Consider the following 16265-nt stretch of genomic DNA (forward strand, 5'->3'; position numbering starts at 1 on the left):
TGCGCCTCACGTCAGGGCGGCGGCGTGCTTCACGCCCTCGCGGATGCGGACGTAGGTGCCGCAGCGGCAGATGTTGCCCGCCATGGCGGCCTCGATATCGACGTCATTGGGCGCCGGCGTCTGCGCCAGCAGCGCCGCGGCCGACATGATCTGGCCGGACTGGCAATAGCCGCACTGCGCCACCTGCAGGTCCATCCACGCCTTTTGCACCTTGGCGCCGGCGGGGGTGGCGCCGATGCCTTCGATGGTGACGACGGGCATGTCGCCCACGTCCCCGATGGCGAGCTGGCAGGAGCGCACGGGGGTCCCGTCCAGGTGGACTGTGCAGGCGCCGCATTGGGCGACGCCGCACCCGAACTTGGTGCCGGTCATCCCCAGGACGTCCCGCAGCACCCAGAGCAATGGCGTGTCCTGCTCCACATCCACATCATGGATGGTGCCGTTGATCGAAAGCTTGACCATGGATTTTCCCCGTTCTGGCGGCCCTTGCCCATCCGGGACGCCGCCAGCGAAAGCGGCGCCCTGAAGGCGTACGTTCCGGAGTTTCGCGCAGAACGGTGTGGTTGCGGAATTATACCGCGGGTGGGGGCGGGGGCATCGACGGGGCGCCTGCCGTGCAGGCGGTATTTCACAAGCTGTTGTATTATAAAATAAATTTGTATTTCCGCGCCATTTTTGCCTGCGGGGCGTTGCCGACTGCGCAACGACATTTGCCGGCTCAGTCGGCCGCGGCGGCGTTCTGGCTCAGGGGCAGCCACAGCGTGAAGCGCGTCCCCATGGGGCCGGACGCCCAGGCGACCGAGCCGCCTACCGCCTGGGCGCGGCGCTGTTGGTTGCGCAGGCCCCGGCCACCGGCGGCCGTCAGGGCCGCTTCGGTGTCGAAGCCCCGGCCGTCGTCCTCGATGGTGACGCGCACGCCGGCCCGCCCGTGCCGGGCATCGGGGGCGGTGCCCAGGCGGATATGGCTGGCCTGGGCGTGGTGCAGGATGTTGGCGATGCCTTCCTGCAGGATGCGCAGGATGTGCAGGGCGCTGGACGGGTCCAGCCAAGCCAGGGTCGGCAGGTCCCGCACGTCCCACACCAGGGTGATGCCCGATCCTTCCAGCCGCGGCTCCAGCCGATAACGCAGTGAGGCCAGCAGCAGCAGCAGGTCGGCGTCCACCGGTTCCATGGAATCGATGGCCAGTTTCAAATCGTCCAGGCAACCCTTCAGGATTTGCGAGACCTTGGCATCGTCCACGGCGCCCTGCTCGACCGAGCGGATGGCGCTGATCAGCGAGGCGCCCACGCCGTCGTGCATGTCCTGCATCAGGCGCTGACGCTCCTCACTGATGGTCTGGCGCCGCTCCGCCTCACGCAGGCGCTGGTGGCTGATCTCCAGTTCCGCCTCGCGGGCGCGCAGCCGCTCCGCCAGGCTGGCGTTCACCCGCTCCACCTCCGCGATGGCGGCGACGTAGCGCCGGTACATTACCGTGCCGCACATGGCGAAGGTGACGGCGTTGGTGTACGCGCCCAGGAACCAGCCCTCGGGGCCCAGCACGTGGTTGTGCATCATCCAGTCGGTCTGGCCCAGCACGGTGCAGAGGGCCAGGCCCCCGGCCAGCAGCCGCGCCTCGGGAAAGCGCCGCCAGGCGCAGGCGACGCCCACCACGCTGACCGTGGCCGCCATCACCACGGCGACCGCGTAGATGCGGGGCACGACGACCGGTGTGCTGGGCAGGACGGGCAGCATGCCGACCACGGGCAGGGTCAGGATGGTGAGGACGCCGGTCACCCCTACCACGACGGCCGTCAGCAGGACCAGCGGCCGGCCGTAAATCGAGCGCAGGAACAGGTGGAGGATGACGATCAGCCAGAACAGCGCGTTGATGGTCAGCCAGGCGAACCAGTCGCTGGTGATCGGCACATCCAGGTAGAAGTGCAGATGGGCCGCGAACGAGATGGCGGCCAGGCCGAAGAACAGCAGGTAGCCGGTGTCGTGACGGCGGCGAAGCCAGACGAACAGGGAAAACACGCCCACCGCCAGGAAGGCCGAGTTCAGCGCCATGGGCAGTTCACGCTGCAGCAGCTGGCGCGTGCGGTGCCGGACGCTCAAGGCGGCCTCCGGCCCCAGCCAGAGCGAGGACAGGGCCACCGGCGTGGTCGGGGCATGGTCCAGGCGGATCAGAATGTCGTCCGGCCGCGCGGCGCCGGCATCCGGGTCCAACACCAGCCACAGGGGCGTGAACAGGCCGTTCCATGGCCGTCCCTGGCGTTGCCGCCAATCGACCAGCTTGCCGTTCACGTAGATGGCATAGGGCCCGTCGGTGTCGACGCGGGCGCCGTACAGTGCCAGGGGCCCGGTACCCGCCGGCAGATCACGCGCGGACACCCGGATCCAGGTGGTGGCCGGATGGCCGGGCGCCATGGCCGGCACCGTCTTATCCACCGGCACCATGGGTTCGGCATAGGGCAGGGTGATCGGCCGCCAGGCGCCGGCCGGCGCCCGGCCATCCAGCGTCGCCGGCGGTCGGGCCGGCGTGTCGCCGCCGCCGGTCAGAACCTCCGCCTGGATCAGGCGAACGGCCTTCCCCGGTCCCCCCGCCACCTCGTGGATGCCGGCGATCAACAGCGACATCACGGAGAACAGCAGGACGGCGGCGGCCAACAGGGAGGCGGGACGGAAAGTCATCAGCGGTCGTCACGGGCCCTGGGGGTCAACTGTTCAACAGGCCCAGGGTCCTGGCCTCGTAAATCGCCTCGGCCTTGGACGTGACTTCCAGCTTGCTGTAGATGCGTCGCACGAAGGTGCGCACGGTGAAGTGCGACAGGTCCAGCATCCGCGCCACCTCCACCGTGGTGAAGCCCTTGGTGATGAGGGCCAGCACCTCCTTCTCGCGCGGGGACAGCAGCGAGGGGGCTTCCTCATGGGCGCCGGTCTCGGCGGGGCCGGTGTCGCCCTGGATTGGGCCCTGGGCCGGCCCAGGGGGGGGGCCGCCACATCGCTCCCGCGGTCGCGGAAGCGCAGCAGGATCTGCCGGGCGATGATGGGGCTGATGGGGCTGCCGCCGGCGGCCAGGCTGCGGATTTCATCGACGATGCGGACCGGCGCGCTGTCCTTCAGCAGGTAGCCCGCCGCCCCGGCCTCGATCGATCGCATGACGTGCGCCTCATCCCCAAAGCTGGAGCTGACCATGATGCTGCATTCCGGCCAGCGCTGGGCGGCGGCGCGGATGATGTCGATGCCGCTGCCGTCCGGCAGGCCCAAGTCGACCAGCAGCACATTGGCCGGCGGCCCGTCCAGCAGGGCCAGCCCGTCGGCGCGCGTGACGGCGACGCCCGTCAGCCGCAGGTCGGCCGCGGTCCGGACCGCCTGGCGCAAGGCGTCCAGGAAGCCGGCGTCGTCCTCGACGATGGCGACGGCGACACGGGACGGCGCCGGATCGGTGGGCGTGGGCTGCATAGGGGGCACTGCCATACAGGGGTGTGCGACAGCCAGTGTCGCGCGTTTGTTCTACAGACAAGATCCGGCCCCGTAAATACTCTCACACGAGATCGGCAGCCAGTACATGGGGATGCCAATAACGGTACGGAGACGGCCGGTATTTGCAAGCACTCGGCTGCGCCACTCAAGATCGGGGAGTATGAGCATGAGCGCGCAGGAAAACCTGAAGATCACCAGCCGCGTCATCGCGAAAGCCTGGGCCGATGATGGCTTCAAGGCCAAGTTGCTGGCCGACCCCGCCGCTGTGCTGACGGCCGAGGGCCTGGAACTGCCGGCCGGCGTCACCTTCAAGGTGGTTGAGGACAGCGCCGCCGTGCAGACCCTGGTCCTGCCCGCCCGGCCGACGGACCTGTCCGACGAAGACCTGGACCGGGCCGCGGGTGGTGCCTGCAGCTGGTGCGTTTTCTGCGAACTCAGCCTGTGAGTTTTGCGGTCCCGTCCGACGGGAGCCGGCACATCCTTTAAGATCAAGGAGAGACGAGATGGTGGGTGAAGACAGCGCCCGGGCCTATGGCCGGGTGGTGGCCAAGGCTTGGTCAGACGATGGGTTTAAGGCGCGGCTGGTGGCCGACCCGGTGGCGGTCCTGCAGGCCGAGGGTCTGGCCATCCCGCCGGGCCTGACGGTGACGGTGCTGGAGAACACGCCGACCCGATACACGCTGGTGCTGCCGGCCCGGCCGACGGACCTGGCGGACGAGGATCTGGATGAGGTCGCGGGCGGCTGGTGCAGCTGCGTCATGTCAAGCGACTTCTGCCTCTAATACCAGCGACACGAGATGTTGACTCGTGCCGTTGTGACGGCACGCGAGGTTCACAACAATCATAAGGACTGACGACATGACGAACGAAGAGACCGCGAAGATCACCGGCAAGGTGATTGCCAAGGCCTGGGCTGACGAGGGCTTCAAGGCCAAGTTGCTGGCCGACCCGGCCACCGTGCTCAAGGCCGAGGGGCTGGAACTGCCCGCCGGCGTGACCTTCAAGGTGATCGAGGACAGTGCCGCTGTTCAGACCCTGGTGCTGCCGCCCCGGCCGGCGGACCTGTCCGATGAGGATCTGGGGGCCGTTTCCGGTGGCGGTGGCGGATGCTGGCTCTGCGGCGTTTGCCTGAGCCTCTGATCAAATCGCAGACGATAGGCGGTGAGGAACGCCGGGATCGGCGAGGAATCCGCCCATCAACTTCGAAAGTCGGAAAAATGACGAACGAAGAGACGGCGAAAATCGCCGGCAAGATCATCGCCAAGGCTTGGGTGGACGACGCTTTCAAAGCGCGCCTGCTGGCCGACCCGGCCGCCGTGTTGACGGCGGAGGGCATCGCCCTTCCGGCGGGCGTCACCTTCAAAGTGGTGGAGGATGTGGCTGGGGTTCAGACCCTGGTGCTGCCGGCCAAGCCCACGGAACTGTCCGACGCGGATCTGGGCGGTGTGGCCGGCGGGCGCCCAGTCCCCGGCCCACCGCCTCCGCCCAAGGGCTACACGTTCTGATTTCTCGAAGGAATGGCGGCCCAGGAACCTTGGGGAAAAGGCGCGATGCTGAGCGCGAACATTCTCAATCAGGTCATCGCCAAGGCGTGGGCCGACGATCGCTTCAGGGGCCGGCTGCTGGCCGATCCCGCCACCGTCCTGGCGGCGGAAGGCATCGACTTCCCGGCGGGCGTGACCGTGAGCGTGGTGGAGAACACCGCCACGCACCTCAACCTGATCCTGCCGGTGCCGCCCACGGACCTGTCCGACGATCAACTGGACGGCATCGGCGGCGGCTTCGGGTGGTGTTTCACCCTCTAGAGCCGGCGCGATGCCGGACCATTCAAAGGAACGATTGAGATGACGAACGAAGAAAACCTGAAGATCACCGGCCGTATCATCGCCAAGGCCTGGGCTGACGAGGGCTACAAGGCCCGGCTGCTGGCCGATCCCGCCGCCGTGCTGACGGCCGAGGGCCTTGATCTTCCGGCGGGAACCACCTTCCGGGTGGTGGAGGATACCGCCACGGTCCAGACCCTGGTGCTGCCGGCCCGGCCGGCGGACCTGTCCGATGACGACCTGGATCGTGCCGCGGGGGGATTTACTAGCGTTCTCTGCGATCCCCGCAGCGGTGGCTTCTGCTTCTAAACCCAAGGTGCCAGGCGGCGGCACATGCCGCCGCCGGCCGGTATCGACATGGAAAGGATATGCAAATGCTGAACGAAGAAAACGCCAAGGTCAGCGGCCGCATCATCGCCAAGGCCTGGACCGATGCGGGCTTCAAGGCCCGCTTGCTGGCCGACCCGGCGGCGGTGTTGAAAGCCGAGGGGGTGGAGGTGCCGGCCGGCATCGCGCTCAACGTGGTGGAGAACACCGCCGCCGCCTACACCCTGGTGCTGCCGGCCCGGCCCACCGACCTGTCGGACGAGGATTTGGACACCACCGCCGCCGGCGCCATCCTGTGCGTCATCCCCTGCGGCTCGACTTTTTGACACCGCCATGACGGAGGCGGAAAGCGACGCGGTGATCGATGACATCATCGCCAAGGCGTGGGGGGACGAGGCCTTCCGGGCCCGTCTGCTCGCGGACCCGGCGGCGATCCTGAGGGATGAGGGCATCGACCTGCCCGTCGGCGCCCTGGTCCAGGTGCTGGAGGACACCGCCACCAGTCAGACCCTGGTGCTGCCGATGCGGCCCCTCGATCTGGCGGAGGACGCGCTTGAGGGCGTGGCCGGGGTCCTGTCGACCGTCTGCTACGACAGCTTCATGCAATGGCCATGAGATGGCCGGAGGGGGGATGGATGAGCCAGGGGAACGCCGCCCTTGCCGGCCGGATCGTCGCCAAGGCCTGGACCGATGAGGCCTTCAAGGCCCGTCTGCTGGCCGACCCGGCGACCGTCCTGCGGCGTGAGGGCATGGATCTGCCCGCCGGCGTCGCCATCCGGGTGGTGGAGGACACGGGCACGGCGCGGACCCTGGTGCTGCCGGCCAAGCCCGCGGACCTGACCGAAGAGGAATTGGGCCGTGTCGTGGGCGGTGCCGATCCGTCCTACTGCGCCAACTGGTGCCTGTGTTGCGCCAACTGCGCCATCTGACCGGCCTTGCGGCCTTTCCATTGTCGATCAAGAGAGGAATTGCGCCATGACCCATGAGGAAAAAGCCAAAGCCTATGGCCGCGTCGTGGCCAAGGCCTGGGCGGACGACGCCTTCAAGAGCCGCCTGATGGCCGACCCCGTGACCGTCCTCAGGGGCGAGGGGGTGGAGATCCCGGCGGGCATGGCCGTGACGGTGGCCGAAAACACCGCTACCGCCTGCACGCTGGTCCTGCCGGCGCGGCCCGCCGACCTCAGCGATGAGGAACTGGACGTGGTCTCCGGCGGCTTCGACCTGGCCGCCCATTCGGCCTGCGCGCCGATGTTCTGATCCAGCCAATCAGACGCGATCCATCCCATGTTGAGAATTCCCGCCCTCAAGGCGCACCTGCGCGCCGCCGTCATCCCCGGGGAAGGCGTCCTGCTGCTGACCGAGGACGGCGCCAAGGTGCTGCACGGCGCCGCGTATGAGAAGGTCGTGCCGCTAATCGACGGCCGGCGCACGGCCGACGACATCGCCGACGCGCTGGCGGGGCAGGTGGACGCCGCCCGCGTCTACTTCGCCCTGGGCCGGATGGAGGAACAGGGGCATCTGGCGGCACCGGTGCCAGGCCTCGCCCCGTCCGTGGCCGGCTTCTGGCAGGCGGCGGGCGCGGATGCCCGGGCGGTCCAGGACGCGCATGCCACCCGGCGCGTGGCGCTGATGACCGTTGGCGAGGTGGACGCGGCCCCCCTGCGGGCGGCGCTGGCGACAGCGGGTTTGACCGAAGAACGGCCGGAGACGGCCGACCTGTGGCTTGTCCTTGCCGACGACTACCTGCGGCCGGACCTTGAGGACATCAATGCCCGGGCGCTGGCGGCGGGCCGCCCCTGGCTGCTGGCGCGCGCCGGCGGGCGGGAGCGGTGGCTGGGCCCCCATTTCGAACCCGGCGCCACCGGATGTTGGGAGTGCCTGCGGCGGCGCCTGGCGCGCAACCGCGCCACCCACCGCTTCGCGGCGGCCAAGATGGATGTCCAGGGCCCGCTGGTGCCGCCGGTCGGGCTGGCCGTCACCCTGGCCGCGACCTGCCATGCCGTGGCGCTGGAGGCGGCGTTGATCCTGGCGGGCCTGCCCAGCGCGCTGAAAGGCCAGGTGATCAGCCGCGACTGGTTGACCCATGCCCAGCAGACCCATGTCCTGTCGCGCAACCCGCACTGTCCCGCCTGCGGCGTACCGGCGGAGCCGGCGGCCCGGCCCGTGGCGCTGGGCGCCGGTCGGGCCGCCTTCCAGTCCGATGGCGGCCACCGCAGCGTGTCGCCGGAAGCGACGCTGGCGGCCTACCGGCACCTGGTCAGCCCCATCACCGGCGTCGTCACCCTGCTGCAACCGGCGACGGCGCCGGACGAGACGCTGGCCCATGTCTATGTCGCGGGGTCCAATGCCGCCCGGCCCATCGGCAGCCTGCGCGACCTGAAGCGCAGCCTGCGCAGCAGCAGCGCCGGCAAGGGCGTATCGGAGACGCAGGCCAAGGTCAGCGCCCTGTGCGAGGCGCTGGAGCGCAGCAGCGGCGAAATCGTGGGCGACGAGGTGCGGGTGCGCCGGGCCTGGCGCGACTGGCCGGCGGGGGAAGCCATCCATCCCAACGCGGTCATGGGCTATAGCGAAGCCCAATTCGCCGACCGCGAAGCGCAGAACGCCAAGCAGTCGGTCTTCAACATCACGCCGCGCCCGCTGCCCGATGACCACGCCGTGGATTGGACGCCGCTGTGGTCGCTGACCGAGAAGCGGTTCAAGCACCTGCCGACGCAGCTGGTCTATTACGGCGTCGATGGCGGGCGCACGGGTCCGGACTTCTACGCCATGGGGTGCTCCAACGGCAACGCCGCCGGCAACACCCGGGAAGAGGCCATCCTGCAGGGCTTCTTCGAACTGGTGGAGCGCGATGCCACGGCGCTGTGGTGGTACAACCGCCTGCGTCGCCGGGGTGTCGCGACCGACACCTTCAACGATCCCTATCTGCCGCGCATCGCCCGACACTACCGGGAAAAGCATGGCCGGGAGACCTGGGCGCTGGACCTGACCTCGGACTTGGGGATCCCCGTGTTCGTGGCCCTGTCCCGTGAGGTCGGCGCCCCGCAGGAACGCATCCTGTTCGGCCTGGGCTGCCACCTGGACGCCCGCATCGCCCTGCAGCGCGCCTATGCCGAGATGAACCAGATGCTGGGCCTGGCCACCGCCGAGGTGGAAGGCAAGATCGAGGATCCGGAGACGCTGCACTGGCTGCAGACGGCCACGCTGGCGAACCAACCCTACCTGGCGCCGGATCCGGCCCAGGCGCCGGCGCGGCACGGGGACTTCCCCGTGCAGCACAGCGGCGACTTCCTGGCCGACATCGACCACTGCCTGTCCATCCTGGACCGCGCCGGGCTGGAGATGCTGGTTCTGGACCAGACGCGGGCGGAACTGGGCCTGCCGGTGGTCAAGGTGGTCGTCCCCGGCCTACGCCACTTCTGGGCGCGTTTCGCTCCGGGCCGGCTGTACGACGTGCCGGTGCGCCTGGGCTGGCTGGACCGGCCGCTGGCCGAGGCCGAACTCAACCCCATTCCCATCTTCGTGTGAGGGGACCCGCCATGAGTGAGTTTTCCGAAAGCCTTTCCCTGCCGGGCGGCCTGTATCTTGAAGCCTCCGAAGGGCGGTTCCGCCTGCATCGCCTGCCGCCCTGGCAACCGGGCCCGGCCGACAGCCTGTCGGCGCGGGGCTCGGCGCGGGCGACACGGCAACTGATGTCCGGCGCCATGTATGCCGGCTTCTCCGCCGCCGTGGCGGCCGCAACCGGGCCTCGGCCGTCCTCCGCCCAGCGCGACGTGTTCCTGCGCTACGTCCACGGCCTGGCCGCCGGCTGGCGCACCACCGGTGTCACGCCGGGCGCCATGCGCCGCGCCGCCGACCGACTGGAGGAGCGAGGCCAGCACGCCGTCGCCGCGCACTGCCGCCATGTGGCGGAGGAGGAGACGGGACACGACACCCTGGCCTGGCTGGACATGGAGGCCCTGGGCCTGCCGGCCGCGACCTTCGTGGAACGTCTTCGCCCCCGCACGGCGGTGGCTCTGGCGGAACGGCACCGGGCGCTGGCGGAGGCGGAGGAGCCCATCGCCGTGCTGGGCTACGCCTATGTCCTGGAACGCACCAGCCTGAACGTGACCGCCGAGGTCATCGCCGAGGTGGAGGCCGCCTTGCCGGCCGGCGTCTTCGCCACCCGCTGCCTGCGGGTGCACAGCGCCGTGGGCAGCGACATCGGCCACGTCGATGAAAGCCTGGAGTTCATCGCCGGGTTGCCGGCGCCGGACCGCGCCGTCATCGCGCGGGAGGCGTTCAACACCGCCCGCATCATGGGCGGGGGCGACGACTACCCCGGCGATGACGCCATGCGCGCGCTGCTGGCCGAGCTTATGCAGCCGACACCGGCGTTGGCCTGTGCCTGACGGATGTGGAGGTAAAGGGGCGGGTATGAAGGGGCATCCGGGGGAATGACTAATCCGATATTCCGCAAGGCGGCCTTGGACGGCCTGTCCTCGCCGGAACAACTGAACCAGTTGGTCCAGGTGACCCCGGCCCGCGCCTGGATCGCCCTGTGGGCCACGGCCGTCCTGCTGGCGGCCGTGGTGGCCTGGGCCGTTTTCGGCACCCTGCCGTCGCGCATGGCGGGGCGCGGGGTGCTGATCCATGACGGCGGCACCTTCAACGTGGTGGCGGTGGTCGACGGCGTCGTGGCCGACATGGAACACCTCAGCCCCGGCCAGCACATCGCCAAGGGCCAGGTGCTGGGCCGCATCATCGACCCCGCGCTGGGGCAGCAGATCGCCTCCGCCGAGGCCTATGTGCGCACCCTGGCCGCCGCCACGGGGCCGGGTGCCCCGGAAACCCGCGCCCAGGCGCAGCAGGAACTGGACCGCCTGCGCTTCGAGGCGGCGCTGGACCACCGGGTGATCAGCGACCACGACGGCGAGGTGGTGGAGGTCATGGCCACCAACGGCCACGCCGTGAAGCCCGGCGACCCCATCGTCAGCATGGAATACGGGGAGTCCCCGCTGCGCGCCGTGTTGTACCTGCCACCCTCCAGCAACGCCAAGCTGCTGCGGCCGGGCATGACCACGGAAATCTCGCCCGTCACCAGCCTGCGGGAGCGTGACGGCTATCTCATCGGCCGGGTGCGGTCGGTGTCGAAATACCCGGCGACGCAGGCCGGCATGCTGGCCCTGCTGCCCAACCCCGCCTTGGTGGACGAACTGGCGCCGGAGGGGCCGCCCATCGCCGTGGAGGTGGAGCTGGTGCCGGATCCGCGGTCGCAGAGCGGCTACCGCTGGTCATCCCCCGCCGGCGACGCGCTGGAGATCAGCAGCGGCACCCTGTGCAGCGGCAGCTTCGTGCTGGAAAGCCGCCGGCCCATCGCCCTGCTGTTCCCCTTCCTGGACAAGTCCCCCTCCAGCCGGGCGCGCGACTGATGGCCGGGCATCCCTTCAAGCGCCGGCTGCGCACGCCCACCATCCTGCAGATGGAGGCGGTGGAGTGCGGCGCCGCCAGCCTGGCGATCCTGCTCGCCCACCACGGCCGCCATGTCTCGCTGGAGGAACTGCGGGCCGCCTGCGGCGTCTCCCGCGACGGCAGCAAGGCCAGCAACGTGGTCAAGGCCGCCCGTGCCTACGGCCTGACCGCCGGCGGCAAGCGCTATGACATCGGGCAGTTGCGCCAGGCGCCCATGCCCGCCATCGTCTTCTGGAACTTCAACCACTTCCTGGTGGTGGAGGGCTTCGGCAAGGGCGTGGTCCACATCAACGACCCGGCCACCGGCCCCCGCACGGTGACGGACGCGGAGTTCAGCGACGGCTACACCGGCGTCACCCTGGCCATGGCGCCGGGGCCCGATTTCCAGAAGGGTGGCAACGAGCCCAGCCTGGCCCGGGCGCTGGCCAGCCGCCTGCGCGGCGTGCGCGCCGCCTTCGCCTTCGTCGTCATCGCCACGCTGGCCTTGGTGCTGCCGGGCCTGGCGCTGCCGGTGTTCACCCAGGTGTTCATCGACGAGATCCTGATCAAGCGCCTGGACGGCTGGTTGCAGCCGCTGTTGCTGGGCATGCTGGTCACGGCGCTGCTGCGCATGGGGCTGACCGCCCTGCAGCAGTCGCAGCTGCTGCGCCTGGAGATGCGGCTGTCGCTGCAATCCTCCGCCAGCTTCTTCTGGCATGTGCTGCGCCTGCCCATCGAATTCTTCAACCAGCGCTATGTCGGCGACATCAGCGTGCGCGTGGCCGCCAACGACCGCGTGGCCCATCTGCTGGCGGGCGACCTCGCCACCAACGCCGTCAACGTCCTGTCCGTCCTGTTCTATGCCGCCATCATGGCCACCTACGACGTGGGCCTGACCCTGGCCGGCATCGCCATCACGGCGCTGAACCTGCTGGTGCTCAGGGCCATCGCGCGCAAGCGTCGGGATGACAATCTGCGGCTGCTGCAGGACCGGGGCAAGCTGATGGCCGTCACCATGGGGGGTGTCGAGACCATCGAGACCCTGAAGGCCACGGGCGGCGAGGGGGATTTCTTCGCCCGCTGGTCCGGCCACCTGGCCAAGGTCATCAACGGCGAGCAGCGGCTGGAACTGAACAGCCGCCTGCTGGCCGTGCTGCCCAACCTGCTGAACGCGCTGGTATCCGTCGCCATCCTGGGCCTGGGCGGCCTGCGGGTGATCGACGGGCGCATGTCCATCGGCATGCTGGTGGCCTTCCAGGGCCTGATGGCCAGCTTCACCCAGCCGGTGACCAACCTGATGGGTTTGACCGGCAAGCTGCAGGAGGCGCAGGGCGACATGGCCCGCCTGGACGACGTCCTCAACTTCCCCGCCGCCGTTGACCCGTCCGGGGGCGTAGCGCCGGAAGGGACGGCACGGACGGAGGAGCTGGCCGGTCGGCTGGAGCTGCGCAACCTGCGTTTCGGCTACAGCCGGCTGGAGGCGCCCTTGATCGAGGATTTCAACCTGACGCTGGAACCCGGCCGCCGCGTCGCGCTGGTGGGCGGCTCGGGCAGCGGCAAGTCCACCGTCGCGCGCCTGGTCACCGGCGTGCTGACGCCATGGGAGGGGCAGGTGCTGCTGGACGGCGTCCCGCGCGACGGGATCGCCCGCGACCGGCTGCACGCCACCTTGGGTAGCGTCGATCAGGATGTCTACCTGTTCGCCGGCACCATCCGCGACAATTTGAGCCTGTGGGATGGCACCCTGCCGCCGGAGGAGATGGTCAGCGCCGCCCGCGACGCCGCCATCCATGATGTCATCGCGGCCCGGCCCGGCGGCTATGACGCGCCGGTGGAGGAGGCGGGGGCCAACTTCAGCGGCGGCGAGCGCCAGCGGCTGGAGATCGCCCGCGCCCTGGCTGGCCGGCCGCGCGTGCTGGTGCTGGATGAGGCGACATCCGCCCTGGATCCACTGACCGAGAAGGCCATCGACGGCAACTTGCGCCGGCGCGGCTGCGCCTGCCTGATCGTGGCCCACCGCCTGTCCACCATCCGCGACTGTGACGAGATCATCGTTATGGACCGCGGGCGCATCGCCGAACGGGGCAGCCATGACACGCTCATGGCCCTGGGCGGCCGATACAGCACCCTGATCGCGACCGACCAATGACCGACGTTCTTCCCCATCAGCGTTTAGAAGACAAGGCACGCGCAGACCGCCGCATGTTCGCCTCGTCCATCGGCGACCTGGCCCAGGTCCTGGCGGGGCGGGAGGCGGAGGCGGCCGTCCTGCTCGGCACGGGCGACGCCCTGGTCGACGCCTGCCGCCAGGTCTTCCGCGCCGCCGGCATCACGCCCGGCGTGGCGGCACCCGCCGCCGCCGACCCCATCCAGCGCCTGGAAAGCCTGGCCCGCCAAGCCGGGGCCGCCTGGCGCGTCGTGGCCCTGACCGGCCGCGACTGGTGGACGGACGGGGCCATGCCCCTGCTGGCCTTCCGCAAGGACGGGGCGCCCGTGGCCCTGCTGCCGGCCGCACGCGACGGGCTGTGGCTTTGGGACCCTGCCGCCGGCACGCGGGTGCGGCTGGATGCCGAACTGGCCGCCGGCCTCGACACGCAGGCCTTCGTCTTCTACCGCCCCCTGCCGGATGAGCGCGTCACCCTGCTGGGTCTGGCGCGTTTCGCCCTGCGGGGCAGCGGTCGCGACATCGCCCGCCTGCTGCTGCTGGGCGCCGTGGGCGGTGTGCTGGGCCTGGGCGTGCCCATGGCCACCGGCGCCCTGATCAACACCGTCATCCCGGCGGGGGAGCCGGGGCGACTGGGTCAGTTCATCCTGTTGCTGCTGACCGCCACCCTGGGTGTCAGCGCCTTTGAGCTGACGCGCGCCATCGCCCTGCTGCGGGTGGACGCGCGGGCCGCCATCGGCGTCCAGGCGGCGGTGATGCAGCGCGTGCTGCGCCTGCCGGCACCCTTCTTCCGCGCCTATGCCGCGGGCGACCTGACCCAGCGCATCTTCGGCGCCACGCAGATCCTGCACAGCATCAGCGAAAGCGCCCAGTCGGCCCTGATCAGCTGGATCTTCAGCCTGGCCAGTTTCGCCTTCCTGTTCACCATAGACTGGCGCCTGGGCCTGCTGGTGGCCGTCCTGGCCGGCATCGCCATGGCGGCGGCCGTGGGCATCAACCTGCTGCGCCTGCGGCTGGAGCGGCGCATGATCGCCGTGCAGGGCGACCTGGCATCCCGTGTCTTCCAGCTGCTGACCGGCATGGCCAAGCTGCGCGCCAACGGCGCGGAGACGCGCGCCTTCGCCCTGTGGGCCACCCGCTTCGCCCAGCAGAAGACCCTGAGCTTCGGCGTGCAGCGCCTGGCCAACCGGTTGGAGGTGTTCAACGCCGGCTATGTCGTGCTGGCCTCCCTCTGCCTGTTCGCGGCGGTGGAGGGCGCCACGCCACTCAGCACCGGCGCCTTCGCCGCCTTCAACGCCGCCTTCAGCCAGTTCTTCGCCGCCACCCTGGCCATGACCATGGCGCTGACCAACGCGTTGAGCGCCGCCCCCCTCTATGAGCGCCTGCGCCCCCTGCTACAGGCCATGCCCGAACCCAACCGGGTGCAGGCCGCCCCGCGGCCCTTCACGGGCGCCATCGACATCAGCCATGTCAGCTTCCGCTATAGCGCCGACGGCCCGCTGATCCTGGACGACGTGTCCATCAGCATCCGCGCGGGGGAGTTCGTGGCCATCGTCGGCGCGTCCGGGTCCGGCAAGTCCACCCTGTTCCGCCTGCTGCTGGGGTTCGAGCGGCCGCTGGGTGGGGCCATCTACTACGACGGCCAGGACCTGGCGGGCCTGGATCTGGGGGCCGTGCGCCGGCAGCTGGGCGTGGTGCTGCAGAACGGCAAGCTGATCCCCGGGCCGCTCTCGTCCAACATCATCGGTGCCTCCGCCCGCCTGACGGTGGACGACGCGTGGGAGGCGGCGCGCCTGGCCGGCCTGGACCAGGACATCCGCGCCATGCCCATGGGCATGCACACCGTGATCGCGGAAGGGGCGGGGGTCATCTCCGGCGGGCAGAAGCAGCGGCTGATGATCGCCCGCGCCATCGCCGGCCGGCCGCGCATCCTGCTGTTCGACGAGGCCACCAGCGCCCTGGACAACGCCACCCAGGCCATCGTGACGGACAGCGTGCGCGGCCTGCGGGCCACGCGCGTGGTCATCGCCCACCGCCTGTCCACCATCATGGAGGCCGATCGCATCTTCGTTATGGACCAGGGGCGGCTGGCGGAAAATGGCAGCTATGCTGACCTTATTGCCCAGGGTGGCGTTTTTGCCGATTTGGCGCGGCGGCAGATGGTGTGATCGTTATCCTTGCCGGAAAGGCGGAACGGACGGACCGTCCGACACCAACGGGAGGGAAACGGACCATGACACGCACCATCACGGAAAAGCGCGCGGCTTTCCGCGCCCTGCATCAGGACGGCTGCTTCCTGCTGCCCAACCCCTGGGACGTGGGCAGCGCCCGCCTGCTGCAGCACATGGGCTTCAAGGCCGTGGCAACCACCAGCTCCGGCTACGCCTGGACGCGGGGGCGGCCGGACTATGGCGTGACGCGGGATGATGTGCTGGAGCACCTGCGCGCCCTGGTGCCGGCCACGGACCTGCCGGTGAACGCGGACTATGAGTCCGGTTTCGCCCATGAGATCAGTGATCTGGCAGCCAACGTTCGCATGGCGGTTGAGGCTGGTGTCGCCGGCCTGTCGGTCGAGGACATCCGGGCCGACGGCCAGCCTGGCCATTACGACACCGCCACGGCGGTGGAGCGTATCCGCGCGGCGCGGGCGGCCATCGACCAGGTCGACGCGCAGGCCGTGCTGGTCGCCCGCACCGAGATCCTGTTGAGCGACCCGTCTCGCGTCAGCGAGGCCATCGACAAGATGGTGGCCCTGGCCGACGCCGGCGCCGATTGCCTCTACGCCCCCGGCCTGGTGGACCGGGCCGATGTCGTGGCCCTGGTCCGCGCCGTGGCGCCCAAGCCGGTGAACCTGCTGGTCATGCGCCCTGGCCCCAGCCTGGCGGAGATCGCCGACTGGGGCGTGCGCCGGGTCAGTGTCGGCGGCGGGCTGGCGCGCGCCGCCTGGGGCGGTTTCCTGCGCGCGGCGGAGGGCTTGCGCGCCGGCTCCTTCGACGGCTTGGCCGCCACCGCCTCCGGCAAGCAGCTCAACGAGATCTTCGCCAATTTCACGTGAAGGGGC

Annotated in this window: 19 protein-coding genes and 1 pseudogene; 16 read left to right on the plus strand and 4 right to left on the minus strand. The window is 69.9% G+C overall.

Features of this window, described 5'->3' with window-relative positions; all coding sequences use genetic code 11:
• Positions 1 to 6: 6 nt before the first annotated feature.
• From UAJ10_RS03645 to UAJ10_RS29830, 4 genes and pseudogenes are all read right to left on the minus strand, one after another.
• A complete protein-coding gene (locus UAJ10_RS03645) occupies positions 7 to 462 on the minus strand; it encodes a (2Fe-2S)-binding protein (RefSeq protein WP_322914002.1) in 456 nt (151 codons plus the stop codon).
• 256 nt (positions 463 to 718) lie between these two features.
• Complete coding sequence (locus UAJ10_RS03650) at positions 719 to 2671, minus strand: sensor histidine kinase (RefSeq protein WP_322914003.1); 1953 nt, start codon at positions 2669 to 2671, stop codon at positions 719 to 721.
• A 25-nt stretch (positions 2672 to 2696) separates the two neighbouring features.
• On the minus strand, positions 2697 to 2945 hold the full coding sequence (locus UAJ10_RS03655) for a response regulator transcription factor (RefSeq protein ID WP_322914494.1): 249 nt from the start codon (positions 2943 to 2945) through the stop codon (positions 2697 to 2699).
• A 131-nt stretch (positions 2946 to 3076) separates the two neighbouring features.
• Positions 3077 to 3457: pseudogene (locus UAJ10_RS29830) on the minus strand (response regulator); the annotation flags it as partial.
• A gap of 172 nt (positions 3458 to 3629) precedes the next feature.
• Between UAJ10_RS29830 and UAJ10_RS03660 the strand changes: the two are divergent.
• The 16 genes from UAJ10_RS03660 to UAJ10_RS03735 all read left to right on the plus strand — a co-directional run bounded on the left by UAJ10_RS03660 (position 3630) and on the right by UAJ10_RS03735 (position 16259).
• Positions 3630 to 3908, plus strand: coding sequence for an NHLP leader peptide family RiPP precursor (locus tag UAJ10_RS03660; protein ID WP_322914004.1), 279 nt, complete (start codon positions 3630 to 3632; stop codon positions 3906 to 3908).
• A gap of 58 nt (positions 3909 to 3966) precedes the next feature.
• Positions 3967 to 4245, plus strand: coding sequence for an NHLP leader peptide family RiPP precursor (locus tag UAJ10_RS03665; protein ID WP_322914005.1), 279 nt, complete (start codon positions 3967 to 3969; stop codon positions 4243 to 4245).
• A 76-nt stretch (positions 4246 to 4321) separates the two neighbouring features.
• Entirely contained in the window at positions 4322 to 4603 is a 282-nt protein-coding gene (locus tag UAJ10_RS03670; protein WP_322914006.1) for an NHLP leader peptide family RiPP precursor, read from the plus strand.
• Between the two features lie 77 nt (positions 4604 to 4680).
• Positions 4681 to 4968, plus strand: a complete 288-nt coding sequence (locus UAJ10_RS03675; protein WP_322914007.1) for an NHLP leader peptide family RiPP precursor — start codon at positions 4681 to 4683, stop codon at positions 4966 to 4968.
• Between the two features lie 45 nt (positions 4969 to 5013).
• Complete coding sequence (locus UAJ10_RS03680; RefSeq protein WP_322914008.1) at positions 5014 to 5268, plus strand: NHLP leader peptide family RiPP precursor; 255 nt, start codon at positions 5014 to 5016, stop codon at positions 5266 to 5268.
• A 39-nt stretch (positions 5269 to 5307) separates the two neighbouring features.
• Positions 5308 to 5595 (plus strand): NHLP leader peptide family RiPP precursor, encoded by a 288-nt coding sequence (locus UAJ10_RS03685; protein WP_322914009.1) that lies wholly within the window; start codon positions 5308 to 5310, stop codon positions 5593 to 5595.
• Positions 5596 to 5660: 65 nt separating this feature from the next.
• Positions 5661 to 5939, plus strand: coding sequence for an NHLP leader peptide family RiPP precursor (locus UAJ10_RS03690; RefSeq protein WP_322914010.1), 279 nt, complete (start codon positions 5661 to 5663; stop codon positions 5937 to 5939).
• A 7-nt stretch (positions 5940 to 5946) separates the two neighbouring features.
• Positions 5947 to 6228: an NHLP leader peptide family RiPP precursor gene (locus UAJ10_RS03695; RefSeq protein WP_322914011.1), complete on the plus strand. Its 282-nt coding sequence runs from the start codon at positions 5947 to 5949 to the stop codon at positions 6226 to 6228.
• A gap of 20 nt (positions 6229 to 6248) precedes the next feature.
• A complete protein-coding gene (locus UAJ10_RS03700) occupies positions 6249 to 6542 on the plus strand; it encodes an NHLP leader peptide family RiPP precursor (protein ID WP_322914012.1) in 294 nt (97 codons plus the stop codon).
• 46 nt (positions 6543 to 6588) lie between these two features.
• A complete protein-coding gene (locus tag UAJ10_RS03705; protein WP_322914013.1) occupies positions 6589 to 6870 on the plus strand; it encodes an NHLP leader peptide family RiPP precursor in 282 nt (93 codons plus the stop codon).
• Positions 6871 to 6897: 27 nt separating this feature from the next.
• Positions 6898 to 9138 (plus strand): TOMM precursor leader peptide-binding protein, encoded by a 2241-nt coding sequence (locus UAJ10_RS03710; protein ID WP_322914014.1) that lies wholly within the window; start codon positions 6898 to 6900, stop codon positions 9136 to 9138.
• Between the two features lie 11 nt (positions 9139 to 9149).
• The gene (locus UAJ10_RS03715; RefSeq protein ID WP_322914015.1) at positions 9150 to 10001 is read left to right on the plus strand and encodes a hypothetical protein; all 852 of its coding nucleotides are present in this window, start codon (positions 9150 to 9152) and stop codon (positions 9999 to 10001) included.
• Between the two features lie 45 nt (positions 10002 to 10046).
• Positions 10047 to 11021, plus strand: coding sequence for an NHLP bacteriocin system secretion protein (locus UAJ10_RS03720; RefSeq protein ID WP_322914016.1), 975 nt, complete (start codon positions 10047 to 10049; stop codon positions 11019 to 11021).
• The gene (locus tag UAJ10_RS03725) at positions 11021 to 13189 is read left to right on the plus strand and encodes an NHLP family bacteriocin export ABC transporter peptidase/permease/ATPase subunit (RefSeq protein WP_322914017.1); all 2169 of its coding nucleotides are present in this window, start codon (positions 11021 to 11023) and stop codon (positions 13187 to 13189) included. The genes UAJ10_RS03720 and UAJ10_RS03725 overlap by 1 nt, the downstream gene beginning before the upstream one ends.
• A gap of 53 nt (positions 13190 to 13242) precedes the next feature.
• On the plus strand, positions 13243 to 15372 hold the full coding sequence (locus UAJ10_RS03730) for an NHLP bacteriocin export ABC transporter permease/ATPase subunit (protein WP_322914018.1): 2130 nt from the start codon (positions 13243 to 13245) through the stop codon (positions 15370 to 15372).
• Between the two features lie 65 nt (positions 15373 to 15437).
• The gene (locus UAJ10_RS03735) at positions 15438 to 16259 is read left to right on the plus strand and encodes an isocitrate lyase/PEP mutase family protein (RefSeq protein WP_322914019.1); all 822 of its coding nucleotides are present in this window, start codon (positions 15438 to 15440) and stop codon (positions 16257 to 16259) included.
• The last annotated feature ends 6 nt before the right edge of the window (positions 16260 to 16265 follow it).

The organism is Nitrospirillum guaranorum (assembly GCF_034653275.1).
Taxonomy (GTDB): Bacteria; Pseudomonadota; Alphaproteobacteria; order Azospirillales; family Azospirillaceae; genus Nitrospirillum.